Below are 23,317 nucleotides of genomic sequence, written 5' to 3' on the forward strand. Positions count from 1 at the left end.
CCCTCAGGCCGCTGCCGCGGCGGCGTCGGGGAGCATCCCCGCCAGCCGCGTCCGGATCATCGTCTCGGCCTCGGCCATGATCCGGTCGATCAGTTCCTTGCAGGTCGGCACGTCGTGGATCAGGCCCGCAACCATGCCACAGGACCAGGCGCCGGCATCCATGTCGCCCTCGATCATCACTCTCGGATAGATGCCCGCGACCTCCTCGATGATATCCTCGAATTTCAGCGCGGCGCCGAGCGTGCGCTCCTTCTCCAGCAGCCGTTCGACAGCCGGGTTGGTCAGCACGCGTTCGGTATTGCGCAAGGGGCGCATGACCAGGCGGGTGTCGAGTTCGGTCGCGGCGACGATGGCCTGCTTGACCTTCTCATGGATCGGAGCTTCCCGCACCGCCATGAAGCGGGTGCCCATGTTCATGCCCTCGGCGCCCATCGCCAGGGCCGCGACGAGACTGCGCGCATCCGCCATGCCGCCCGATGCGACGAAGGGGATTTCCAGTTCGTCCGCGCAACGCGGCAGAAGGATCATGTTGGGGATGTCGTCCTCGCCGGGATGGCCGCCGCATTCGAAGCCGTCGACGCTGACCGCGTCGCAGCCGATTTTCTGGGCCTTCAGGCTGTGCCGGACCGAGGTGCATTTGTGGATCACCTTGATGCCCGCATCCTTCAGATAGGGCATCACCTGCTCGGGGTTGCGTCCGGCTGTCTCCACCACCTTCACGCCGCCAGCGATGATTGCCTTCACGTAACCGGGATAGTCAGGCGCGCTCACGGTCGGGAGAAAGGTCAGGTTCACCGCGAACGGCTTGTCCGTCATGTCCCTGCACCTGGCGATCTCGTTGGCGAGATCGGCCGGGGTTTTCTGCGTCAGTCCGGTGATCGTGCCGAGCCCGCCCGCGTTCGAGACCGCGGCGGCAAGCTCGGCGAAGCCGACATAGTGCATGCCGCCCTGGATGATCGGGTATTCGATGCCGAAAAGTTCGGTGATGCGCGTTTTCATGAATGGCTCCTCGCGGCCTGGCGCTCGTTGTGAAAGGTCCGGGATAGGCGGGGCTCGGCGTCGCGGGCATCCATGGGGACGCCGCATTCCGGGCAGGTCATGTGGGGCCGCGTGACGTGGCCGCAGGCCTTGTGCACGATCTCGACCGGGTCAACGCCGTCGCCCAGCCAGCGGTCGCCCCACTGTTTCATGGCGATGACGACGGGCCAGAGCCCGCGCCCCTTCGCGGTCAGGCGATAGTCGTGGCGGGGCGGACGCTCGGAATAAGCCTCGCGACGGATCACGCCTTCCGCCTCGAGCTTCTTCAGGCGCCGGGAGAGAAGATGCGAAGACATCCCCGTCTGATGAAGGAAGTCGTCGAAGCGGCGGGTCCCCAGGAACATCTCGCGCAGGATCATCATGGTCCATTCGTCGCCGACCAGCGCGATCGCGCGGGCGATGGTGCAGGTCTTCGTGGCGAGATCGGCGCGGCTCATGGCGGCTTCCCCAGAACTCCGGATCCGGTAACTTCTAAATTTGAAGTCACTGGATGTCAAAGCCCTCCCGCGGAATGGCGAGAGATGCCCTTGCTGCGCTCGGATTCGCGCACCGGACTAATGACTCGGTGACATGGTCGCACGGGGTGCGTGCCCCGAGAGCCGATGCTATAGTCCGCCGAATCCCTCAGCCCGAGCACCCGACCGACATGCTGACCGACCTGCCCAATGTGCTGACCCTGTCGCGTATCGTCATTATCCCGGCGCTCGTGGCGGCGTTCTACCTGCCCTTCCCGCTCGCGAACTGGGTCGGATTCGGCCTGTTCGTCGCCGCCGGCGTGACCGATTTCTTCGACGGCTATGTCGCCCGCCTGCGCGGCCAGCAATCGCCCTTCGGCCGCTTTCTCGACCCGATCGCGGACAAGCTGCTGGTCGCCGCGACGATCGTCATGCTGGTCGCCGAGGACCGGATCGAGGACTGGGCGATGCTGCCCGCGCTGGTCATCCTGTGCCGGGAAATCCTCGTCTCGGGCCTGCGCGAGTTTCTCGCCGAGCTGAATGTCGGCATGCCGGTGAGCCGGCTTGCGAAATGGAAGACGACGGTGCAGATCATCGCCATCTGCATGTTGCTGGTGGGCGATGCCGCACCGCAGCCGATTCCCGGCCAACTGCTTGGCATCGCCCTGCTCTGGCTCGCCGGGGCACTCACGCTCTGGACCGGGATCGACTACCTGCGCGCCGGTCTCGGCCACATGCTGCCGCCAGCCAAGAGCGACGCCGCGAAGACGCGCGAGCGCGCGGGCTGAATGCCGTGCGCGTTCTCGGCATTTCCGGCTGGAGCGGCAGCGGCAAGACGACCCTCGTCAGCCGGCTGATACCCGTCCTCACGGCTACCGGCCTCAGGGTCTCCACCATCAAGCACGCCCATCACGGCTTCGACGTCGACAGGCCCGGCAAGGATTCCTGGCGCCACCGGGAAGCCGGCGCGACCGAGGTCATGGTCAGTTCCGCGAAACGCTGGGCGCTGATGCACGAGCATCGCGAGGAGACGGAAGCCGACCTCGCCGAACTGCTGCGCCACATGAGCCCGGTCGACCTGGTGCTCGTCGAAGGCTTCAAGCACGAGAACCATCCGAAGATCGAGATCTGGCGCGCGGAAACCGGGCAGAGTCCGCTCGCCGTCGCGGACGCGAGCTTCATCGCCTTCGCCACGGATGCCGCACCGGCGGATGTTCCCGCCGGCGTGACGGCCCCGAGGATCGACCTCAACGATGTCGACGCGGTTGCCCGCTTCATTCTCGACTTCATCGGCACGCCCGCGGCGGTCGCGGAGGCGCGCGGATGACGCAGCTCACCGACGACTGCTTCGCCTTCGGCGGCGCCCTTCTGCCGGCCGACACCGCGCTCGCGCGGATGACCGAGAAGCTGAGGGTGGTCGTCGACAGCGAGGAGGTAGCCCTCGACGATGCGCTCGGACGGGCCCTCGCCGTCGACCTGGTATCCGGGATCGACGTGCCGCCGCACGCCAATGCCGCGGTCGACGGCTACGCGCTGCGCTTCGCCGATCTCGCCGCCGACGGCGACAGCAGGCTAAGGGTCGCCGGCCGGGCTGCCGCCGGCCAGCCGTTCGACGGCGCCTGCGGGCCGGGCGAGGCGATCCGGATCTTCACCGGCGCCTGGCTGCCGGCGGGCTCTGACAGTGTCGTCATGCAGGAAGACGTGCGGCGCGACGGCGATGTCGTCATCGTGCCGCCGGGCCTGCGCGAAGGGTCGAACCGGCGCCGGGCCGGCGAGGACATCCAGCGTGACGCCGTCATTCTCGCCCGCGGGCAGATTCTCCGGCCCCAGGATCTCGGTCTCGCCGCGAGCATCGGTCAGGCCCGCCTCACCGTCTATCGCGCGCTCCGCGTCGCCCTGTTCTCGACCGGCGACGAACTGCGCGAGCCCGGCGCGGCGCTTGCCCCGGGGGCGATCTACGACAGCAATCGCCATATCCTGAAGGGCCTGCTCGCGCGGGCCGGGGCGGCGGTGACCGATCTCGGCATCCTGGCCGACCGCGCCGACGCGGTCCGTGCCGCCCTCGCCGCTGCCGCCGAAAGCCACGATCTGCTGATCACCTCGGGCGGCGTCTCGACCGGCGAAACGGACCATGTGCGGGCTGCCGTCGAGGCGCTCGGCCGGATCGATTCCTGGCGTGTCGCGATCAAGCCCGGACGGCCGATCGCGCTCGGACATGTCGCCGGCACGGCCTTCGTCGGCCTGCCGGGCAACCCGGTCGCGGCGATGATCTGCTTCATGCGCTTCGCGCGCCCGATCATTGCCGGGCTTGGCGGCGCGACGCTGCCGCCGCCCCTGCTGCTGCCGGTCGCCGCCGGCTTCGCCATGCAGAAGAAGGCCGGACGGCGCGAATGGATCCGCGCCCGGATCGAACGCGACGGGGCCGGCAGGGCGGTCGCGCGGAGCTTTCCCCGGCAGGGTTCCGGCATCCTGACATCGATGGTCGCTTCCGACGGGCTGGTGGAACTGCTCGAGGAGACCACCGACATCCACGAGGGCGATACCGTACCCTTTCTGCCATTCAGCGAGGTCTTGCGATGAAGCTGCTCTATTTCGCCTGGATCCGGGAGAAGATCGGCAAGGCCGAGGAAGAGATCGTTCTGCCGGCCGGGGTGACCACGGTGTCGGGCCTGATCGACTGGCTGACCGCGCGCGCGCCGGGCTATGCCGCCGCCTTCGCCGATCGCGACATTGTGCGGACCGCCGTGAACATGGAATATGTTCGTGGCGAGCATCCGTTGAGCGAGAGCGACGAGGTCGCTTTCTTCCCGCCGGTGACCGGCGGGTGAGGAAAAGCCGATGATCCGCGTGCAGCGAGAGACATTCGATATCGGCCGGGAGGCGGCGGCCCTGACCGCCGGCAAGCCCGGTATCGGTGCGCTCGTCACCTTCACGGGCCTGGTCCGCGACGACAATCTCGGGCGCGGCGTGACCGCCCTGACGCTGGAGCATTATCCGGCAATGACCGAACGCGCGCTCGCCCGGATCGAGCAGGAGGCACTGTCGCGCTGGCCGTTGCAGGCCTCGCTTGTCATTCATCGCTTCGGCCGGATGCTGCCGGGCGAACCGATCGTCGGGGTCGCGACCGCCGCCGCCCATCGCGGCGACGCTTTCCAGGCCGCGGAGTTCCTGATGGACTGGCTGAAGACCCAGGCACCGTTCTGGAAGCTGGAAACCGACGGCGAGGCGGAGCAATGGGTCGATGCGCGCTCGAGCGACGAGGCGGCCGCCGATCGCTGGCGGCAGCCCGGGTGACGGCAATCGCCCGAAAAAAAACGGGCCCCGAGGGACCCGCTTTTTCGGTTCCGATATCGTCTGCCGCGGCGCGCGGCCGATCGTCAGGCGGCGGCGCGCGGCCGCACCAGCCCGTCGAAGTCCTGGATCAGCTGCTTGCAGACCGTACCCGGCGTGAAGCGATAGTCGCCGATCTCTGCCACCGGCGTGATCTCCGCCGCCGTGCCCGTCAGGAAGCACTCGTCGAACCCGGCCATCTCCTCAGGCATGATTGCCCGCTCGACGACCTCGTAGCCGCGGGCCCGGGCGAGCTTGATCACCTCGCGCCGCGTGATGCCGTCCAGGAAGCAGTCCGGCGTCGGGGTATGCAGCGTCTTGCCCTTGGCGAAGAAGACATTCGCGCCGGTCGCCTCGGCCACCTGGCCGCGATAGTCGAGCATCAGGGCGTCATGATAGCCCGCCGCTTCCGCCTTGTGCTTCGACAGCGTGCAGATCATGTAGAGGCCGGCCGCCTTGGCGTGAACCGGCGCGGTGTTCGGCGCCGGGCGACGCCAGTCGGAAAGTGCCAGGCGGATACCCTTGAGACGCGCGGCCGGATCGAAATAGCTCGGCCAGACCCAGCTCGCGAAAGCCAGGTGAATGGTGTTCTGCTGCGCCGACACGCCCATCATCTCGCTGCCGCGCCAGGCGACCGGGCGAACATAGCCATCGACGATCCGGTTGGCGGCGACCACATCGCGCGTTGCCTGGTCGATCTCGGCCACGCTATAGGGGATCTTGAAGCCCATCGTCTCGGCCGACTTGACCAGCCGTTCGCTGTGTTCGGTCAGGCGGAAAACCTCGCCGTCATAGACCCGTTCGCCCTCGAACACACTGCTGGCATAATGCAGGGCGTGCGTCAGAACATGCACGCGCGCGTCACGCCACGGAATCAGCTTGCCGTCGTACCAGATAAGGCCGTCGCGATCATCAAAGGAGCCCTGTGCCATCGAATCGTCCCTCGAGTCAGAAATATGCCGAAACCCCGGCATAAACGTTCAAATGTTTCGTAGTTGCTGCCCAACAGGTAACATTCGCAATCAGATATGTCAACATGACTGACTTAAAATCCGCACCGAGCCCGCTCTTTCTGCGTGAGGAGGAACTGCGGCAGGGCATCGAGCTGATGTTCTTCGCCTATCGCTATTTCACCTCCGACCCGGACGCGATCCTGAAGCGCTACCAGTTCGGCCGGGCCCATCACCGGGTGGTGCATTTCGTCGGGCGGAACCCGGGTATCACGGTGGCCGAACTGCTCTCCATCCTGAGCATCACCAAGCAGAGCCTGAGCCGGGTGCTCTCGACGCTCGTCGAACAGGGCTTCATCGAACAGCGACCGGGCACGAAGGACCGCCGCCAGCGGCTCTTGTCGCTGACCGAGAAGGGCCAGGCGCTGGAGGACGAACTGGCGTCGCCGCAGAAGGGCCGCGTCGCCCGCGCCTATCGCGAAGCCGGCGCCGAGGCGGTCGAGGGCTATCGCAAGGTACTGCTCGGTCTGATCGATGCCGAGGACAGGGAGGAAATCCTGTCCCGGATCATCAAACCCTGAAGGTCGCCGATGACGGATTCCCCGGGCCACATCCTTGTCGTCGATGACGACGTGCGGCTGGCCGCGCTCCTGCGCCGTTTCCTGAGCGAGCACGGCTATCGGGTGACCGTCGCGACCGGGGCCGAGGACGCCCGCCAGAAGCGCGCCGGGCTGATCTTCGACCTGCTGGTCGTCGACCGCATGATGCCGGGCGAAAGCGGCACCGATTTCGTGCGCAGTGTCCGCGAGACGGAAGGGGACGACCCGGCGACGCCGATCATGATGCTGACCGCGCTCGGCGAATCCGAGGATCGCATCGCCGGCCTCGAGGCCGGCGTCGACGACTACCTGACCAAGCCGTTCGAGCCGCGCGAACTGCTGCTCCGGATCGAGGCGATCCTGCGCCGCACCCGGCCGCGCCCCCAGGGACTGGTCCAGTTCGGCCGCTTCAGTTTCGATCTGGAAAAGGGCAAGCTGTTCGAGAATGACGAGGAAATCTACCTGACCTCGGGCGAGATCGCGCTGCTCAGGGCGCTTACCCGCAATCCCGGCGTCGCGGTCAGTCGCGAGAAGCTGTCGACATCCGGCGAAGGCCAGGGCCGGGCCGTCGACGTGCAGATCACCCGGCTCCGCAAGAAGATCGAGGACGACCCGCGAACGCCCCGCTTCCTGCAGACGGTAAGGGGCGAAGGCTATGTCCTCTGGACAGATTAGCGACGGGCAACGGCCGGATCGCGCCCGGCCGGGCGTGAACCGCCGATTCGCCCGGGCCCTCGCCTATCTGTGGGACAGCCTCGCCATCGGGCTCAAGCACCTGATGCCGCGCTCGCTGTTCGGCCGCTCGCTGATCATCGTCGCGGCCCCGGTCGTGCTTCTGCAGGTGATCGCGACCTATGTCTTCTACGAGCGACACTGGGACAACGTGACCCGCCGCCTCGCGAACAGCGTCGCCGGCGAGATCGCGACCGTGATCGGCGGCCTCGAAGGGTTCGACAGCGATGACGACAAGGTCCGCCTGATCGCGATGGCGCAAAAGCAGATGGGACTGAAGATCTCCTACCTTCCGGGCCAGACCCTGTCCGGAACCGCCCCGCCGCTCAGCCGCTTCTCGATCCTCGACGGGAACCTGAAATCCGCGCTCCGGCAAAGCTTCGCCGACAAGCCATTCCAGATCGACATGCAGACCCAGCCCGACTATGTCGAGATCCAGGTCCAGCTCGACGGCGGCGTCCTCCGGGTGCTGACCCGCGACAAGCGGCTCTTCGCCAGCACCAGCTATCTGTTCATCCTCTGGATGGTCGGGCTCTCGCTCGTCCTGCTCACAATCGCGATCATCTTCCTGCGTAACCAGGTGCGCCCCGTTCGCCAGCTCGCCATCGCCTCGGAAATGTTCGGCAAGGGCCATGACGTCGCCGATTTCCGCCCGGCCGGTGCGGCCGAGGTGCGGCAGGCGGCGTCCGCCTTCCTCGAGATGAAGGACCGGATCCAGCGCCAGATCGGCCAGCGGACGGAAATGCTCGCCGGGGTCAGTCACGATTTGCGCACGCCGCTGACCCGGATGAAGCTGCAACTCGCCATGCTCGGCGAAAGTCCCGAAATCGCCGATCTTCGGGCCGACGTGGTCGAAATGGAGAACATGGTGAACGGCTATCTCACCTTCGCCCGCGGACTGGGCAGCGAGGTTGCCGCCGAAGCAAATATCGGCGAGATCGTCGAATCCGTCGCGATGCTCGCGCGGCGGCACGGGGCTGATATCGGCGTTGAGCTTTACGGCGATCTGGCCGCCCATGTGCGGCCGAACGCGGTCAAGCGCTGCATCACCAATCTGGTCGAGAATGCCCGCCGCTACAGCTCGCGGATCGACGTCACCGCTTCGCGCGAGCCGCGCATGATCCGCATCCAGGTCGACGACAACGGTCCGGGCATACCGCCCGAGCGCCGGGAGGAGGTCTTCCGCCCGTTCCACCGACTGGACGTGTCGCGCAACCTGGAGACCGGCGGCAGCGGCCTCGGCCTGACCATCGCCCGCGACATCGTCCGCAGCCACGGCGGCGACATCACGCTCGACGAGTCGCCCGCCGGCGGCCTTCGGGTCCAGATCAGGCTGCCGATCTGAGCGCCCGGCGGCCGGCGCGGATCAGGGCTTGAGCTTCTCGCCGATCGATCTGGCGCTCGCGGTAACCGCCGAGACCGTCTGCTCCGCCGCCGCGACAACCGCCTTGTCGGAAGCCTCGGCGCTGGTCTCGGGAAGCGGCGTCAGGCTCGCTTCCGTGCTCTGGCCGAGTGTCAGTGCGGCTTGTCCGAAACCCAACACCACCGGGATGACGGCAAGCGCCTGTTCCGGGGACTTGACGGTCATCGCCGCGGCGATGGCGCCCTGCACGTCGGCGCCGAGCGGTGTCGCGAGTGCGCCGACGCCATTCATGACGGCTTGATCGCTCTCAAGCGGCGGCTTGATGGCGTCGGTCATCGCGGACAATCCGTCCCGATGCCGGGCCACCATGTCGGCAATGCTGGCCGTGAATTCGTCGGGCGAGATCATCGCCGGATGATACTCGCAATAGTTGCATTTAGCAAACTCGGGGCGAGATCAGTAGAGCCGTCCGCCGAGCGGTACGTCCTGTCCGGGGCCGATCAGGCAGACATTGCCGGCGCCATCCGGCACGCCGAGCACCAGGACCTCGGACATGAACTTGCCGATCTGGCGCGGCGGAAAATTGACGACCGCAAGCACCTCCCGGCCGATGAGATCCGCCTTCTCGTAAAGCACGGTGATCTGCGCCGAACTCTTGCGAATGCCGATCTCGGGACCGAAGTCGACGCGCAGGCGATAGGCCGGCTTGCGGGCCTCCGGGAAGTCCTCGACCTCGACGATCCGCCCGACGCGGATGTCGACTTTCATGAAATCGTCGAACGTGATGGTGCTCATGACGGACCGGGTTACTCGTTGCGGTGGATGCTCGGGCATTCGGCCGGCAACGCTAGCACCGCCCGGCGGCAACGCTCAACCGTCGTCTGTCGCCTTTCCGCTGCCGCCGGAACCGCCACCGTCCGGGCCGCCACTGATATCCTTGACGATCTGCTGCGCGGCCTCGGTGACCTGCTGCATCTCGGCGGCGGCCGTCTTGCCGATATCCTGGAACGCCTGGTTCTGCGCCGCCGACGCCTGCTCGGTCATCTGCTGCAGGGCCTTGAGCGACGCCTCGAAGGCCGCCCGGCCGGCTGTCGCGGCCGCGGTCATCTCGGCCAGCATCGCCTGGGGTGGGCCGCTCGTCGCCATCGCCGCCGTCATGCTCGCCTGCAGGGCCGCCATCGCCTTGGCAAGTTCCTGGCTCTGCTCGACCGCGGACTTCTCGACGGTACCGGCGGCGTCCCTGGTCGACGCGATGATCTTCTGGTAGGCGGCCTGCTGTTCCTTCATGAGCGCGGCGATCGCCGCGGTCGATGACTCCGCGGCGGCGGCGGCGCGAGACGACGGCGTGCTCCCGCCGCTGGTCCCATCGCTGCCGTCCGGTTTGTCGCCGCTCATGCCCTCGACCTTCGTGCGTTGCCGCTCGCGGCAACCGTTCTGCATCTTATAGTTGCATACTACGGGACAATTTTCAAGCAGGCTGAGGCTCCGACGCCGTGCTGTCGTTCCGCCGCGTCCGTCGGCAACCGGGCATCGCGCCCAGCATCGCCTCGGCACGCTTCAACGCCTTGTCGAGGGTCGACATCGTGCGGCCGAGATCCTCGCTCTCGTCGTCGAGCCAGACCGTCAGGGTCCTGAGATAGACCACGCCAAGGCCGCGAGCGCGGACCATCCCGGCCAGTCCGCCGGTGCCGATCCCGGCCGCGGCCAGCATCCAGGTCATCGAGCGCAGGAAGGACGGCCCGCCGGACAAGGCGGTCAACGGGTGACGGCGGGCCTCGGCGGCCAAGCGCCGAATCGCCTCCTTGTGGGGAGCCAGGGCATCGAACCGCCGCATCAGGACGTCGAAAAGCCGATCCCGCGCCGGCTCGTCCGCGTCGAAATGCCCGCCGGCCAGCACCGCCTCGTCGACATGCCGGGCGAAGGCCTCGAGGATGGCCGGACGGCTGCGGAAATGCCGCCGGATCTCGGCAAGCCCGACGCCGGAGCGATCGGCAATGCGATTGAGCGTCGTCGCCGACCACCCCTCCTCGCCAACCAGCGCCATCGTCGCTTCGACGACCTTGCGTTCGATATCGGGCTGCCCGCCGTCACCGGCGCCAGCGCCCCTCTGTGCCTTTCGGGCCATCTGAGCCGCTCCCTGTTCCGGATTCCTGCACTAGACATGGGAACGAAGACAGGGAAACCAAAGCCCCTGGTGAAAGGTGCCCGTCAGGCGAGTTCGCGCGAGCGTTTCGCGGCCGCCGCGATTGCCGCTGTCATCAGCCGCTCCAGGCCGTCCTCGGCCATCAGGACGTCGAGCGCCGCGGCGGTGGTGCCGCCGGGGCTGGTGACGTTGCGCCGGAGCGCGGACGCTTCTTCCGGCGACTGGCGGAGCAACTCGCCTGCGCCGGACACCGTGGTCCGGGCCAGTTGCATCGCGACCTCTGCCGGCAGACCGGCGGCCTCGCCCGCCTTTGCCATGCATTCGACGAGATGGAAGACATAGGCCGGGCCCGAGCCGGAAAGCGCGGTGACCGCGTCCATCAACTCCTCGTCCTCGATCCAGACGATGTCGCCCACGGCAGCGCAGAGACGCTCGGCAGCGGCGCGCTGTCCGGCATCGGCATGGGCATTGGCGGTGAGCACGATCATGCCGCGCTTGATCGCCGCCGGGGTATTCGGCATGGCGCGGACGATCGCCGTGCCGGACCCGAGAACCGTCTCGAATCCATCGATCCGCTTGCCGGCCGCGATCGAGAGAAAACAGGCATGGCCGGCATGGGCAACGAGCCCGGCGACAACCCCGTCCATGACCTGCGGCTTGACCGCCAGGATGACGATGTCGGGCCGGAAATCGGCCGGCACCTCGTCGGTCGCGGCCACCGTCCGGACGCCGAGCCGGGCGATCGCCGCCGCCTGCCCGGCACCGGGTTCGATGACCACCACGTCGTCCGGGGCGGTTCCGGAAGCGAGCCAGCCCTCCAGCATCGCCCCGCCCATCTTTCCGCAGCCCACCAGAAGCAGGCGACCGTTCGTCGTCACGCCTCGCCCACCGTCTCCAGCATGGCGGCGGCCAGCGCGTCCTCGGGCGAATGACCGCCCCACAGACAGAACTGGATCGCCGGGTAGAATCGCTCGCATTCGGTGATCGCGGTCTCGACGATATCGACGACCTGCTCGGTCGTCGGCCCGTTCGCACCGCGCAGGGGCAGCGAATGGCGGAACATCAGCAGCCCCTCCTCGCCCCAGAGGTCGAAATGGCCGACCCACATGCGCTCGTTGCAATTGACCAGGAGCTTGCAGAGCTCGCCGCGCTTGTTCTTCGCGACCTTCATGTCGAAGGCGCAGGAGAGATGCAGCGCGCAGAGCTCCTCCCGCCACGAGAACCACAGGTGATACTCGCACCAGGAACCACTGACCCCGACCGTCAGTTCCTCGTCGCCCTGCCGGTCGAACGGCCATTCGTGGCTCGCCACCACCTGCTCGACGAGATCGAGCGGGTGATAGCTCCGGGTTTCTTCCTGTGAGAGGTATAGGGACATCTAATGAGGCTCCCCCTGCCTTCGAAACATCAATCCGGGAGTTCCCGGCATGACAGGCGCAAAGGCTGCGCCAGACAACAAACACCATACATCTTGGTGCATCGAGCGATATCACACCATAAATGTAGCGCGATCAAGGGAAGATTCCGGAAACCGGCGGCGACCTGACGGGCCGGAATGAAGCCCCGCCGACGGGCACCGAGACCCGGATCAGGGCTTGTCCGGCGCCTTTGCGGCGGCGCCCCCGGACGCCTTGCCCTTCGCGGTCGCGGCTTTCCGTGCCTTCGGCGTGGCGGCGGCCGCGGCCTCGAGCGCCTCGAGCCGCCTGGCGAGCTGTTCGTTCTCCAGCCGGGCGGCCTGCGCCATTTCCTTCACGACCTCGAATTCCTCGCGCGGCACGAGGTCCATGTCGTTCAGGATGCGCTGGAGCTGCTGGCGGAACATCCCCTCGATCTCCTGGCGCGCCGCCTGGAACGAGCCAAGCGCGCCCCCTGCCACGCGGGCCAGATCGTCGAAGAATCGGTTGTCGGTCTGCATCGGCTCGCCTTTCTCGGTTGCCGGGAATATGGGCGGCTTCGGCGGCCGGTGCAACCGTGTCGCGGCGCTTGCGGTGGGACGGGGCCGACTGCTATCACCCGCGCATGCTTACCTTGCCGGCGATCCCCTTCCCCGTCATCGACCCGATCCTCCTGCAGATCGGGCCGTTCGCGATTCGCTGGTACGCGCTCGCCTATATCGCCGGGCTCGTCCTCGGCTGGCGCTACCTGCTGTGGTTCGCCCGGCGTGACTGGACCCCGTTCCAGGACAAGGACGTCGACGACTTCCTGGTCTGGGCAACGCTCGGCGTCGTGCTCGGCGGGCGCACGGGCTACGTGCTGTTCTACAACTTCGGGTACTACCTGCAGAATCCCGGCGACATCCTGATGGTCTGGCAAGGCGGGATGTCGTTCCACGGCGGCCTGATCGGTGTCGTGCTGGCAGTCGTGCTGTTCACCCGCCTGCGCGGCATACCGACGCTCTCCTTCGGCGATTACGTCGCCTGCGTCGCCCCGATCGGCCTGTTTTTCGGCCGAATCGCCAATTTCATCAACGCAGAGCTCTATGGCCGGGTCTCGGACGCACCCTGGGCGATGGTGTTCCCCGGCGGCGGCCCGTTACCGCGTCACCCGAGCCAGCTCTACGAGGCGCTTCTGGAAGGCGCGCTGCTCTTCCTCCTGCTGCTCCTCGCCTCCCGGACCCCGAGGATCCGCCAGACGCCGGGCGCGATGCTCGGCATCCTGCTCGCCGGTTACGCCGCCGCGCGCATGTTCATCGAGCTGTTCCGCGAACCGGATCCGCAGATCGGCTTCCTCTGGTCGGGCATCACCATGGGCCAGTTGCTGTCGCTGCCGATGCTGCTGATCGGCCTCTGGTTCTTCCTGCGAGCCTACCGGCGGTGACATCGCTGCTCGCCGCGCTGGCAGCGGAGATCAGGCAGGACGGCCCGATCACGGTGGACGCCTTCATGGCGCGTTGCCTCGGCGACCCTGATGAGGGCTATTACATGCGCCGGGACCCGTTCGGGGCCGAGGGCGACTTCATCACCGCGCCGGAAACGAGCCAGATGTTTGGCGAACTGCTCGGACTCTGGTGCGTCGATCTGTGGCAGCGCATGGGCAGGCCCGCTCCCTTCCTGCTGGCCGAACTCGGCCCCGGCCGCGGATTGCTGATCGCCGACGCGCTGCGCGCGGCGCGGGTCATGCCCGACTTCCTCGCCGCCGCCCGGCTCCGCCTGGTCGAGACCAGTCCGAGGTTGCGCGCGGCACAGGCGGAGGCCCTCGCCGGCGCCGGCATCGCGCCGGAATGGTGCGACCGCGTCGAGGACCTGCCGGCGCTTCCCTCCCTCGTCCTCGCCAACGAATTCTTCGATGCCCTGCCGATCCGGCAGTTCCGCAGAACCGCCAACGGTTGGGCCGAGCGACGCATCGGCCTCGACGCAGACGCGCAGCTCTGTTTCGTCGACGGCGCGACCGATCCCGCCCTGGCCTCTCTCCTTCCCGCCGCCATGCTGGCGGCGCCGGAAGGCGCGATCGCGGAAATCTGTGAACCGGCCCGGGCCATTGCCCGCCATCTCGCCGGCCGTTTCGCCGAGCGCGCCGGCGCGGCGCTGATCGTCGATTACGGGCCGATGCGGTCAGCCCCCGGCGACAGCCTGCAGGCGGTGAGGAACCATCAGCCGCATCCGGTGCTGGCCAAGCCGGGCAGTGCCGACCTGACCGCCCATGTCGATTTCGAAACTCTGGCCAGGGTTGCCGTCGAGGCCGGCGCCGCGGCGCATGGCCCGATCGCCCAGGGCGACCTGCTTGCCCGGCTCGGAATCGAGGCCCGGGCAAGGCGGCTTGCGGCGGCGATGGACGAGGCCGGCCGCGCCGTGCTGGCACGCGCGCTGAGGCGATTGACCGCCGGCGACCAGATGGGCAGTCTGTTCAAGGCGCTGGCCATCGCCAGCCCCGATCTTGGCCCCCCTGCCGCCTTCGAGCCGCCCCGATGCTGACCAGCCCGAATCTCGCCCTCGACGGAATCGCGCACGGCTTCCTGACGCGCCGGGGCGGGGTGTCGGACGGGATCTACGGCTCGCTCAACTGCGGACCCGGCTCGGCCGACACGGCGGAGGCGGTCGCCGAGAATCGCCGTCGCGCGGTCGCCCGGATCGGCCTCGCGTCGGCAGGTCTCGCGACGCTCTACCAGGTCCATGGCGCCGTCGCGGTCACGGTCGAGGAAGCGTTTGCCCATGACGCCCGCCCGAAGGCCGACGCCATGGTGACCGACCGGCCGGGACTTGCGCTCGGCATCCTGACCGCCGATTGCGCGCCGCTCCTGTTCGCCGATCCGGAGGCAGGTGTCGTCGGCGCCGCCCATGCCGGCTGGCAGGGCGCGCTTGCCGGCGTGGCCCAGGCGACCGTCGCGGCGATGGAGAAGCTCGGCGCCCGTCGCCATGCCATCCGCGCCGCCGTCGGGCCGGCCATTGCCCAGTCCTCCTACGAGGTCGGGCCGGAGTTCGCCGCCCGTTTCCGCGACGCCGACCCCGGCTTCATGAGCTATTTCCGGCCCAGCCGGAAGCCCGGCAGCGACCGTCTGCATTTCGACCTGACCGGTTTCGTCGGGCTGATGCTGCGCCGCGCCGGGATCGCCGCGCCGTCGCTCCTGCGACATGACACCTATGGCGAGGCCGACCGCTTCTTCAGTTATCGCCGGACCACCCATGCGGGCGAGCCGGACTATGGACGGCAGATCTCGCTGATCGCCCTCAAGCAAGGAAGCCAATGATGATTCCGGTGCTGCATTTCGAGCGGACCGAGCTTGCCGCCCGCCAGGACGCCACCTGCCGGGCGATGCGCGCGCAGGGCCTCGACGCCCTGCTGCTGTTCCGCCAGGAAAGCCTCTTCTACCTGACCGGCTTCGACACCTTCGGCTACGTCTATTTCCAGTGCATTGTGCTGACCGCCGACGGGTCGATGACCCTGCTGACGCGCGCGCCCGACCTGCGCCAGGCGCGCCATACCTCGGTGATCGAGGATATCCGCATCTGGGAAGACCGGGCGGGCAGCGACCCGGCCGGCGCGCTTCAAGCGATCCTCGCCGAGAAGGGCCTGAAGGGAGCGCGCGTCGGAATCGAGCTCGAGGCCTATGGCCTGACGGGGCGGAACTGGGAAGCGGTTCGCACCCGGCTCGACGGCTTCTGCCGTCTCGAGGATGCGTCCGACCTGGTAAGCCGCCTGCGGCTCGTCAAGAGCCCCGCCGAGATCGCCTACGTCCGGCGCGCCGCGGAACTGGCCGACCGGGCCTACGACCGGGCGGTCGAACTGGCCGCGCCGGGCGCCGACGAGGGCACGATCCTCGCCGCCATGCAGGGCGCGGTCTTCGAAGGCGGCGGCGATTATCCGGGCAACGAGTTCATCATCGGCTCCGGAGAGGGGGCGCTGCTCTGCCGCTATTTCACCGGCCGCCGGAAGCTCGATCCCAAGGACCAGCTCACCCTCGAATGGGCCGGCGTCTACCGTCGCTATCACGCCGCCATGATGCGAACGGTCCTGGTCGGCAAGGCAAGCCAGCGGCAGCGCGACATGCACGCCGCCTGCGCCGAGGCGCTGGAGGCCTGCGAAGCGGCGCTTCGCCCCGGCCGCCCGATCGGCGAGGTCTTCGACGCCCATGCCCGGGTGCTCGACGGCCGTGGATACCGTGCCCATCGCCTGAATGCCTGCGGCTACGCGATGGGCACGACCTTCGCGCCGAACTGGATGGACTGGCCGATGTTCTATACCGGCAACCCGGAACCGGCGGCTCCCGGCATGGCGTTCTTCCTGCACATGATCCTGATGGACAGCGACCATGGCGAGGCAATGACCCTGGGCCATTCGGTGCTGGTGACGGAAAGCGGAACCGAGCGCCTGTCGCGGTCCTCACTCGAACTGGTCGTTGCCTGAGGGCGGCACGATGCCCTACCTGATAATGTTCCTCGTCTTCATGCTCCTCGGACTGCTGGCAACCTGTGCCATCTAGAACCTTCCTGATCCCGCTGTTCGTCGCGCTCGCCGCCATTCTCCTGGCCTGCCAGCCGATCCCGCAGCCGTTCCGGCCCGACGGCAAGCCGGTGTACCGGGCGACGCCCGGGCCGCGCACCCTGCTGGTCGTCGATCCGATCGTCGATTCGCCGTCCGGCTTCCATGCCCGGCTGGCGGAGGCCCTGCAGAAGCGGGAGATCCCTGCGGTCAGTTCGGGCGAGGTGGCGAACCGCTATCACGTCCGCGGCCGGATCGTCGCCGCACCGCCGACGCGGCCCGACAGCGAACTCGTCATCGTCTGGACACTGTTCGACGGCCAGGGGCAGGAGGTCGTCACGCGCGACAGCCGCTACCTTGTCGACGGCGTGGGCTGGGTGACCGCCGAGGGAAACGAACTGGAAAAGGTCGCGCGACGCGCCGCCTACGAGATCGACAGCCTGATCGGCGGCGGTGAGGCACCGGCCCGGGCGGAGGATTACGAGATCGTCGTGACCGATGTCGCGGGTGCCCCCGGCGACGGCGACCGCGCGCTCGCCCATGCCATGACGCTGCACCTGCGCCGTCTCGGTCTGACGGTTGTCGACAGCGCGGCGGCCGAGTCGATGAAGGTCGCCGCCGACGTCACCGTGGCGCCGTTCCGCAAGGGCTACGAACGGGTCCAGATCGTCTGGCGCCTGAACGACGAGAACGGGCGCGAGCTTGGCGTCGTCCGGCAGGACAATGTCCTGCCGGCGGGAACGCTGGACGGCGCATGGGGCGATATCGCCTTCGCCGCGGCGGAGGGCGGCGCGGAGGGAATCGCCGACCTGATCCGCACCGCGGCGGCCGGCAACAGCGGGCAATAGACGCCGCGGCCGGCGGTGGCCGAGCTGTCGGACCGCGACCGGAATCGGGCCCAGTTACCCGGCAACCGCGGTCGACAGCACCTCGCCGGTACATAAAGTTACCGCAACCGCGAAGATTCGGGCCGTAATACCGTTGCCATAACCCCAACGGGCTTGATACATTCCGCCGCGATTTCGGCCCACGCCATGTCGATTGGCTGATCCTCGCGTCGGCGTTCTGTGACCCGGAAGAATACGTGCTCACCCGTCACCAGTCAGAGGGCGCCCCTCAATGAAAGTGCTCGCCGGCAATAGCAATCGGCCCCTCGCCGACGCGATCGCCGCCTATCTCAACGTTCCGCTCACCAAGGCATCCGTCCGCCGCTTCTCGGACATGGAATGCTTCGTCGAAGTGCATGAGAATGTTCGCGGCGAGGATGTCTTCGTGATTCAGTCGACGTCCTATCCGGCGAACGACAACCTGATGGAGCTGCTGGTCTGCATCGACGCGCTCAAGCGCGCATCGGCCCGGCGGATCACGGCGGTGCTGCCCTATTTCGGATATGCCCGGCAGGACCGGAAGCCCGGGCCCCGGACCCCGATCTCGGCGAAGCTGGTTGCCAACCTGATCACCACGGCCGGCGCCAACCGGGTTCTGACCCTTGACCTTCACGCGGGACAGATCCAGGGCTTCTTCGACATTCCGACGGACAACCTTTTCTCCGCGCCGGTCATGGTGCCGGACATCCGCAAGATCTTCGACAACGGCAACCTGACGATCGTCTCGCCGGATGTCGGCGGCGTGGTGCGCGCCCGCGCGGTCGCCAAGAGGCTTGACGCCGATTTGGCAATTGTGGATAAGCGCCGCGAACGTGCCGGCGTCTCCGAAGTGATGAACATCATCGGCGACGTCGACGGACAGGATTGCATCCTCGTCGACGACATCGTCGATTCGGCGGGAACGCTCTGCAATGCGGCGGCGGCGCTGATCGAGCAGGGCGCCAAGTCGGTGTCCGCCTATGTGACGCATGGTGTGTTGTCGGGCGGCGCGGTGGCCCGTGTCGCCGCATCGTCGATCGATACGCTGGTCACGACGGACAGCATCTGCGCGACCGAGGCGGTACGGGTCTGCAGCAATATCCGGCAGATCTCGATCGCCCCGCTGATCGGTGAAGCGATGCGGCGCATTTCGGAAGAGACCTCGGTTTCCAGTCTCTTCAACTGAACCGCCGCACGGCTTTTTTGAGTTTCGGCCCGCACCCCTGGAGGCGGGCCATAGCCGGCCCCGGCAACAACCGGGGCCATCGTTCGTAAGGAGAGAGAAATGAGCGAGACAGAAACGCTGCTCGCACTGCCGCGTGACCGGGTTGGTAAGGGGTCCTCCCGTGCATTGCGTCGTGACGGGCGGGTACCGGCGGTGGTTTACGGCTCGAAGAAGGAGCCGGAAGCGGTTTCCCTGGAGCGCCGTGTGATCGACAAGGTCGTGTCGACCGGCCACTTCCTGAACACGGTCTACGAGCTGGAATGCGACGGCAACAAGCAGCGCGTGCTGCCGCGTGACCTGCAACTCCACCCGGTCAGCGATGCGGTCGTCCATATCGACTTCCTGCGCGTCGACGCCAATGCCGTGGTGACGATCGACATCCCCGTTCACTTCACGAACGAGGAAGAGAGCCCGGGTCTCGCCCGCGGCGGCGTGCTCAACGTCGTCCGCCACGAGATCGAGATGCATTGCCGCATCGACGCAATGGTCGAGCAGATCGAGATCGATCTCACCGGCTACGAGATCGGCGATTCGATCCATATCTCCAACGTCGCGCTTCCCGACGGCGTCTCGCCGACGATCACCGACCGTGACTTCACGATCGCCACGATCGCCGCGCCGACCGTCGACCTGACGCCGGCGGAGGATGAAGAGGAAGAAATGCCCGAGACCGAGGTCATCCGCGGCAAGGGCGACAAAGACGAGGACGACGCCTGACGGCGTAGTTTCGAGTTCATGCTGTTACTCGTCGGGCTGGGAAATCCCGGCCCCGAGCATGCGCGTGACCGGCACAATCTGGGGTTCATGGCGGTCGAGACGATCATCGACCGCCATGACTTCGGACCGGCCCGCAGCCGCTTCCGGGGCCTCGTCGCAGAGGGCCGGCTCGGCAACGAGCGGGTGCTGGCGCTGTGCCCGTTGACCTACATGAACAACAGCGGCGAATCGGTCGGCGAGGCGATGCGGTTCTACAAGCTCGCCCCCGAACAGCTTGTCGTGATCTATGACGAGCTTGACCTGGCACTTGGCAAGATCCGGATGAAGACCGGCGGCGGCAGCGCCGGCCACAACGGCATCCGTTCCATCACCGCCCATGTCAACGGCGACTATCGCCGGCTGCGGCTGGGTATCGGCCATCCCGGCGACCGCGCCCGGGTCATCGCCCACGTGCTGAAGCCGTTCTCGGGCGAGGAGCGGCCGATCATCGACGACATGCTGGATTGCGTCGCCGAGGCCGCCCCGAAACTCGGCGACGGCGACGATCCCGGATTCATGACACTTGCCGCGCGCCTCATGCACGAGCGCCGCGCAGCCAGTCCCGAGAGGACCTGAAATGGGCTTCAGATGCGGCATCGTCGGCCTGCCGAACGTCGGCAAATCGACCCTGTTCAACGCGCTGACCGAAAGCGCGCAGGCGCAGGCGGAAAACTACCGCTTCTGCACGATCGAACCGAATGTCGGCCGGGTTCCGGTTCCCGACCCCAGGCTCGACCGGCTGGCGTCGCTCGCGAAATCGCGCTCGGTCGTGCCGACCCAGCTTACCTTCGTCGATATCGCCGGCCTGGTCCGGGGCGCCTCGAAGGGCGAGGGGCTGGGAAACAAGTTCCTCGGCCATATCCGCGAAGTGGACGCCATCGTCCATGTGCTGCGCTGTTTCGACGACGACGACATCAGTCGTGACGAAGGCCCGGTCGACCCGGTGTCGGACGCCGAGATCGTCGAGACCGAGCTCATGCTGGCCGACATGGAAAGCCTGGAAAAGCGCCGCGAGGGCCTGCTGAAACGGACCCGCGCCGCCGGCAAGGAAGGCGAGGAAGCGAAGAAGCGGGTCGCCCTGGTCGATCGCATTGCCGCCGAGCTGCGTGAGGGGCGGCCGGCGCGCACGCTCGCTATCGACGAGAGCGAGCGGGCGATGTTCCGCGAGCTTCAGCTGCTGACCTCCAAGCCGATCCTCTATCTCTGCAACGTCGAGGAATCGGCCGCCGCAACCGGGAACGCCTATTCCGCCGCCGCCGAGGCGATGGCGGAACGAAGCGGCGCCGCCGCCGTCGTCATCTCGGCCGCGATCGAGGCGGAGATCGTGCAACTGCCGCCGGAGGAGCGCGAGCTCTTCCTCGCCGAGCTCGGTCTCGAGGAAACCGGCCTGACGCGGGTCATCCAGGCCGGCTACCGCCTGCTGAACCTCGTTACCTATTTCACCGTCGGCCCGAAGGAAGCGCGCGCCTGGACGATCACCTCCGGGACGCGGGCGCCGCAGGCCGCGGGTGTCATCCATACCGATTTCGAGAAGGGCTTCATCCGCGCCGAAACCACCGCCTACGACGACTATGTCGGCAAGGGTGGCGAGACCGGCGCCAAGGAAGCCGGCCTGATGCGCCTGGAAGGCAAGGACTACGTCGTCCGCGATGGCGACGTGCTACTGTTCCGCTTCGCGGTCTGAGAGGGGGAGGACAGCGCGATGACTCTCGCCTATTGGGAAGACGTGGTACCTGGCACCGTCACCGAGTATGGCGGCTATACGGTCAGCGAGGAGGAGATCATCGCTTTCGCGACCGAGTTCGATCCGCAGTCCTTCCATATCGACCGGGACGCCGCGAAATCGCATTTCTACGGCGGCATCATCGCCAGCGGCTGGCACACCGCCGCGCTGCTGATGCGGATGATGGTCGACAACAGGCTGAGCGGGATGAAATCGCAGGGCTCGCCCGGCGTCTCCGAGCTGCGCTGGCTGAAGCCGGTGCGCCCGGGAGACACCCTCCGCGTCCGCCAGGAAATCCTGGGCACCCGCCCGCTGAAGAGCCGGCCCGGCATCGGCGCCGTGGAGAACGAGTTCACCGTGCTCAACCAGCATGACGAGCCGGTGCTGCGGATGCGCTCGACCGGCTTCTTCGGGCGCCGCCCGGACGATGCCGCCACGGAGTCCTGAGACGATGAGCGACAAGGACACGAAGACCTACCTGGAAGATGTGCCGGTCGGCGTCGCGCGAATCTACGGCCCGAAGACCGTCACCCGCGACGAGATCATCGCCTTCGCCACCAAGTTCGACCCGCAACCCTTCCATGTCGACGAGGAGGCGGCGAAGGACAGCATCTTCGGCGGCCTCGTCGCATCCGGGTGGCATACCGCGTCCATCGCCATGCGGCTGCTGGTCGACGGTTCGGTCAAGAACAACGCCGGCCTCGGATCGCCGGGTTTCGACGACCTGCGCTGGTTGAAGCCGGTTCGCCCCGGCGACGCGCTTCGCGTCCGTTCGACCTGCATCGAGATCAAGCCCTCGCGGTCCAAACCGCACATGGGATCGGCGCGCTTCAAGACAGAGGTCCTGAACCAGAACGACGAGGTCGTGCTCGACTTCTATTCGACCGGACTGATGCTGCGCCGGCCGGATCGCGACCGGACCGCCGACTGAATATTCCGCCGAGATTAAGTTCTCCCCTCCGGATTGCACTGACGCTAAACTTCCCCACCGGGAATGGGGGCAGGGCCGACCGCGACCGCGCGACAAGCGCGCCGGAACCGGTGGCGGCATCATGTAACAGACGCTGCGGGCGTCAGAACATACAGGCACAGGGGGCTCGTTCAGGAACATGGAAGTCGTAAACGGATTCGGCGTCTTCGTCATCGTCGTCGTGGTGCTGGCCCTCATCATCGTCTTCATGGGCGTCACCACCGTGCCGCAGGGGCATGCCTATACCGTCGAACGGTTCGGCCGTTACACGCGAACCCTGTTCCCCGGCCTCAATCTGATCGTTCCCTTCGTCGACCGGATCGGCGCCAAGCTGAACATGATGGAACAGGTCCTCGACGTTCCGCAGCAGGAAGTCATCTCCCGCGACAACGCGATGGTGACGGTCGACGGGGTCGTCTTCTACCAGGTCCTCGATGCCGCAAAGGCGGCCTACGAGGTCCGTGACCTCACGCTGGCGATCCTCAACCTCACGATGACCAACCTGCGCACCGTCCTGGGCTCGCTCGACCTCGACGAGGCGCTCGCCCAGCGTGACCAGATCAACGCCCGCCTGCTGACCGTCATCGACCTCGCCACCAATCCCTGGGGCATCAAGGTGACGCGCGTCGAGATCAAGGATATCGAGCCGCCCGCAGATCTCGTCCAGGCAATGGGCCGGCAGATGAAGGCGGAACGCGAGAAGCGGGCAACCATCCTGCAGGCCGAGGGCGCCCGGCAAGGCGAGATCCTGCGCGCCGAGGGCGAGAAGCAGGCCGCGATCCTCGAGGCCGAGGGCCGGCTCGAGGCCGCGAACCGCGACGCCAAGGCGCGCGAGCGACTGGCCGAGGCGGAAGCCCGCGCGACCGCCATGGTTTCGGCCGCGATCGCCGAGGGCGACGTGCAGGCGATCAACTATTTCGTCGCCCAGCGCTACGTCGAGGCGATGAAGGAAATCGGCGCGGCCCCGAACTCGAAGCTGGTCCTCATGCCGATGGAGGCGACCGGCCTGATCGGCTCGCTCGGCGGAATCGGCGAGCTGACGCGGGAGATCTTCGGCAAGGGTGGCGGCAGCAGCGGCCCGGCCCCGAGCCGTACGCCGCCGTCGCGTCCGCGGACCCGCGCGACCACCACCGCAACCGCGCCGACCAGCACCGTGACTGCCCCGACCAGCGCCGCCGTGCATGGCATTCCAGGGGTATCGGCGGTCACCGCCAGCGTGCCTAGCGTCGGAGGCCGGCAGGGCGCCTGACG

Annotated in this window: 30 protein-coding genes; 20 read left to right on the plus strand and 10 right to left on the minus strand. The window is 67.3% G+C overall.

From position 1 onward, the window contains the following. Positions 1-3: 3 nt before the first annotated feature. The gene (locus tag OCH7691_RS18530; protein WP_085885055.1) at positions 4-999 is read right to left on the minus strand and encodes an NAD(P)H-dependent flavin oxidoreductase; all 996 of its coding nucleotides are present in this window, start codon (positions 997-999) and stop codon (positions 4-6) included. Continuing rightward, positions 996-1,475 carry a winged helix-turn-helix transcriptional regulator gene (locus OCH7691_RS18535; RefSeq protein WP_085885056.1) on the minus strand — a complete coding sequence of 160 codons (480 nt, stop codon included), beginning with the start codon at positions 1,473-1,475 and terminating at the stop codon, positions 996-998. The genes OCH7691_RS18530 and OCH7691_RS18535 overlap by 4 nt, the downstream gene beginning before the upstream one ends. A gap of 209 nt (positions 1,476-1,684) precedes the next feature. Here OCH7691_RS18535 and pgsA point away from each other — a divergent pair, with 209 nt between their 5' ends. Genes pgsA through moaE form a run of 5 tightly spaced genes read left to right on the plus strand, consistent with a single transcriptional unit; the run spans position 1,685 to position 4,787 of the window. After that, positions 1,685-2,281, plus strand: coding sequence for a CDP-diacylglycerol--glycerol-3-phosphate 3-phosphatidyltransferase (gene pgsA, locus OCH7691_RS18540; protein WP_085885057.1), 597 nt, complete (start codon positions 1,685-1,687; stop codon positions 2,279-2,281). 5 nt (positions 2,282-2,286) lie between these two features. Next, positions 2,287-2,820: a molybdopterin-guanine dinucleotide biosynthesis protein B gene (gene mobB / locus OCH7691_RS18545; RefSeq protein WP_085885058.1), complete on the plus strand. Its 534-nt coding sequence runs from the start codon at positions 2,287-2,289 to the stop codon at positions 2,818-2,820. Further along, the gene (gene moeA / locus OCH7691_RS18550) at positions 2,817-4,073 is read left to right on the plus strand and encodes a molybdopterin molybdotransferase MoeA (RefSeq protein ID WP_085885059.1); all 1,257 of its coding nucleotides are present in this window, start codon (positions 2,817-2,819) and stop codon (positions 4,071-4,073) included. The genes mobB and moeA overlap by 4 nt, the downstream gene beginning before the upstream one ends. Then, complete coding sequence (moaD, locus tag OCH7691_RS18555; protein WP_085885060.1) at positions 4,070-4,321, plus strand: molybdopterin converting factor subunit 1; 252 nt, start codon at positions 4,070-4,072, stop codon at positions 4,319-4,321. Before moeA ends, moaD begins: the two co-directional genes overlap by 4 nt. Positions 4,322-4,331: 10 nt before the next feature. After that, positions 4,332-4,787 (plus strand): molybdopterin synthase catalytic subunit MoaE, encoded by a 456-nt coding sequence (moaE, locus tag OCH7691_RS18560; RefSeq protein ID WP_085885061.1) that lies wholly within the window; start codon positions 4,332-4,334, stop codon positions 4,785-4,787. An 83-nt stretch (positions 4,788-4,870) separates the two neighbouring features. On the opposite strand, the gene OCH7691_RS18565 is transcribed toward moaE, so the two are convergent. Then, entirely contained in the window at positions 4,871-5,755 is an 885-nt protein-coding gene (locus OCH7691_RS18565; protein WP_085885062.1) for a branched-chain amino acid aminotransferase, read from the minus strand. 104 nt (positions 5,756-5,859) lie between these two features. On the opposite strand from OCH7691_RS18565, the gene OCH7691_RS18570 reads away from it, so the two are divergent. From OCH7691_RS18570 to OCH7691_RS18580, 3 genes are read left to right on the plus strand one after another with little or no spacing between them, the layout of a single operon-like run. Then, positions 5,860-6,354: a MarR family winged helix-turn-helix transcriptional regulator gene (locus OCH7691_RS18570; protein ID WP_085885063.1), complete on the plus strand. Its 495-nt coding sequence runs from the start codon at positions 5,860-5,862 to the stop codon at positions 6,352-6,354. A 9-nt stretch (positions 6,355-6,363) separates the two neighbouring features. After that, positions 6,364-7,047, plus strand: coding sequence for a response regulator (locus OCH7691_RS18575; protein WP_085885064.1), 684 nt, complete (start codon positions 6,364-6,366; stop codon positions 7,045-7,047). A 34-nt stretch (positions 7,048-7,081) separates the two neighbouring features. Next, positions 7,082-8,449 (plus strand): ATP-binding protein, encoded by a 1,368-nt coding sequence (locus OCH7691_RS18580; RefSeq protein ID WP_217808136.1) that lies wholly within the window; start codon positions 7,082-7,084, stop codon positions 8,447-8,449. Positions 8,450-8,470: 21 nt separating this feature from the next. Here the strand turns inward: OCH7691_RS18580 and OCH7691_RS18585 are convergent, their stop codons facing one another. The 7 genes from OCH7691_RS18585 to OCH7691_RS18615 all read right to left on the minus strand — a co-directional run bounded on the left by OCH7691_RS18585 (position 8,471) and on the right by OCH7691_RS18615 (position 12,525). Further along, positions 8,471-8,875, minus strand: coding sequence for a hypothetical protein (locus OCH7691_RS18585; protein WP_085885066.1), 405 nt, complete (start codon positions 8,873-8,875; stop codon positions 8,471-8,473). A 48-nt stretch (positions 8,876-8,923) separates the two neighbouring features. After that, positions 8,924-9,262, minus strand: coding sequence for a tRNA-binding protein (locus OCH7691_RS18590; RefSeq protein ID WP_085885067.1), 339 nt, complete (start codon positions 9,260-9,262; stop codon positions 8,924-8,926). 75 nt (positions 9,263-9,337) lie between these two features. Next, complete coding sequence (locus tag OCH7691_RS18595; RefSeq protein ID WP_139839785.1) at positions 9,338-9,862, minus strand: hypothetical protein; 525 nt, start codon at positions 9,860-9,862, stop codon at positions 9,338-9,340. A 73-nt stretch (positions 9,863-9,935) separates the two neighbouring features. Beyond that, positions 9,936-10,592, minus strand: coding sequence for a TetR/AcrR family transcriptional regulator (locus OCH7691_RS18600; protein ID WP_085885069.1), 657 nt, complete (start codon positions 10,590-10,592; stop codon positions 9,936-9,938). Positions 10,593-10,675: 83 nt separating this feature from the next. After that, positions 10,676-11,488 (minus strand): pyrroline-5-carboxylate reductase, encoded by an 813-nt coding sequence (gene proC / locus OCH7691_RS18605; protein ID WP_217808137.1) that lies wholly within the window; start codon positions 11,486-11,488, stop codon positions 10,676-10,678. Continuing rightward, positions 11,485-11,988: a type III secretion system chaperone family protein gene (locus OCH7691_RS18610; protein WP_085885071.1), complete on the minus strand. Its 504-nt coding sequence runs from the start codon at positions 11,986-11,988 to the stop codon at positions 11,485-11,487. Before OCH7691_RS18610 ends, proC begins: the two co-directional genes overlap by 4 nt. A 210-nt stretch (positions 11,989-12,198) precedes the next feature. Continuing rightward, positions 12,199-12,525 carry an accessory factor UbiK family protein gene (locus OCH7691_RS18615; protein WP_085885072.1) on the minus strand — a complete coding sequence of 109 codons (327 nt, stop codon included), beginning with the start codon at positions 12,523-12,525 and terminating at the stop codon, positions 12,199-12,201. Positions 12,526-12,629: 104 nt separating this feature from the next. Here OCH7691_RS18615 and lgt point away from each other — a divergent pair, with 104 nt between their 5' ends. The 12 genes from lgt (at position 12,630) to OCH7691_RS18675 (ending at position 23,315) form a co-directional block, all read left to right on the plus strand. Further along, positions 12,630-13,427, plus strand: coding sequence for a prolipoprotein diacylglyceryl transferase (gene lgt, locus OCH7691_RS18620; protein WP_085885073.1), 798 nt, complete (start codon positions 12,630-12,632; stop codon positions 13,425-13,427). Beyond that, a complete protein-coding gene (locus OCH7691_RS18625; RefSeq protein WP_217808139.1) occupies positions 13,424-14,521 on the plus strand; it encodes a class I SAM-dependent methyltransferase in 1,098 nt (365 codons plus the stop codon). Before lgt ends, OCH7691_RS18625 begins: the two co-directional genes overlap by 4 nt. Next, positions 14,515-15,294: a peptidoglycan editing factor PgeF gene (gene pgeF / locus OCH7691_RS18630; RefSeq protein WP_085885074.1), complete on the plus strand. Its 780-nt coding sequence runs from the start codon at positions 14,515-14,517 to the stop codon at positions 15,292-15,294. The genes OCH7691_RS18625 and pgeF overlap by 7 nt, the downstream gene beginning before the upstream one ends. Beyond that, the gene (locus tag OCH7691_RS18635) at positions 15,291-16,451 is read left to right on the plus strand and encodes a M24 family metallopeptidase (RefSeq protein ID WP_217808140.1); all 1,161 of its coding nucleotides are present in this window, start codon (positions 15,291-15,293) and stop codon (positions 16,449-16,451) included. The genes pgeF and OCH7691_RS18635 overlap by 4 nt, the downstream gene beginning before the upstream one ends. Positions 16,452-16,516: 65 nt before the next feature. After that, complete coding sequence (locus OCH7691_RS18640) at positions 16,517-17,374, plus strand: hypothetical protein (RefSeq protein ID WP_085885075.1); 858 nt, start codon at positions 16,517-16,519, stop codon at positions 17,372-17,374. A 271-nt stretch (positions 17,375-17,645) separates the two neighbouring features. Then, positions 17,646-18,578: a ribose-phosphate pyrophosphokinase gene (locus tag OCH7691_RS18645; protein ID WP_085885076.1), complete on the plus strand. Its 933-nt coding sequence runs from the start codon at positions 17,646-17,648 to the stop codon at positions 18,576-18,578. Between the two features lie 99 nt (positions 18,579-18,677). After that, complete coding sequence (locus OCH7691_RS18650) at positions 18,678-19,334, plus strand: 50S ribosomal protein L25/general stress protein Ctc (protein ID WP_085885077.1); 657 nt, start codon at positions 18,678-18,680, stop codon at positions 19,332-19,334. Between the two features lie 18 nt (positions 19,335-19,352). Continuing rightward, on the plus strand, positions 19,353-19,949 hold the full coding sequence (pth, locus tag OCH7691_RS18655; protein ID WP_085885078.1) for an aminoacyl-tRNA hydrolase: 597 nt from the start codon (positions 19,353-19,355) through the stop codon (positions 19,947-19,949). A gap of 1 nt (position 19,950) precedes the next feature. Further along, entirely contained in the window at positions 19,951-21,057 is a 1,107-nt protein-coding gene (ychF, locus tag OCH7691_RS18660) for a redox-regulated ATPase YchF (protein ID WP_085885079.1), read from the plus strand. 18 nt (positions 21,058-21,075) lie between these two features. Then, complete coding sequence (locus OCH7691_RS18665) at positions 21,076-21,543, plus strand: MaoC family dehydratase (RefSeq protein WP_085885080.1); 468 nt, start codon at positions 21,076-21,078, stop codon at positions 21,541-21,543. 4 nt (positions 21,544-21,547) lie between these two features. Beyond that, positions 21,548-22,027, plus strand: coding sequence for a MaoC family dehydratase (locus OCH7691_RS18670; RefSeq protein ID WP_085885081.1), 480 nt, complete (start codon positions 21,548-21,550; stop codon positions 22,025-22,027). A 178-nt stretch (positions 22,028-22,205) separates the two neighbouring features. Further along, positions 22,206-23,315, plus strand: coding sequence for an SPFH domain-containing protein (locus OCH7691_RS18675; protein WP_085885082.1), 1,110 nt, complete (start codon positions 22,206-22,208; stop codon positions 23,313-23,315). Positions 23,316-23,317 lie beyond the last annotated feature (2 nt).

Source organism: Oceanibacterium hippocampi (genome assembly GCF_900172325.1).
In the GTDB taxonomy this organism is placed as follows: Bacteria; Pseudomonadota; Alphaproteobacteria; order Sneathiellales; family Sneathiellaceae; genus Oceanibacterium; species Oceanibacterium hippocampi.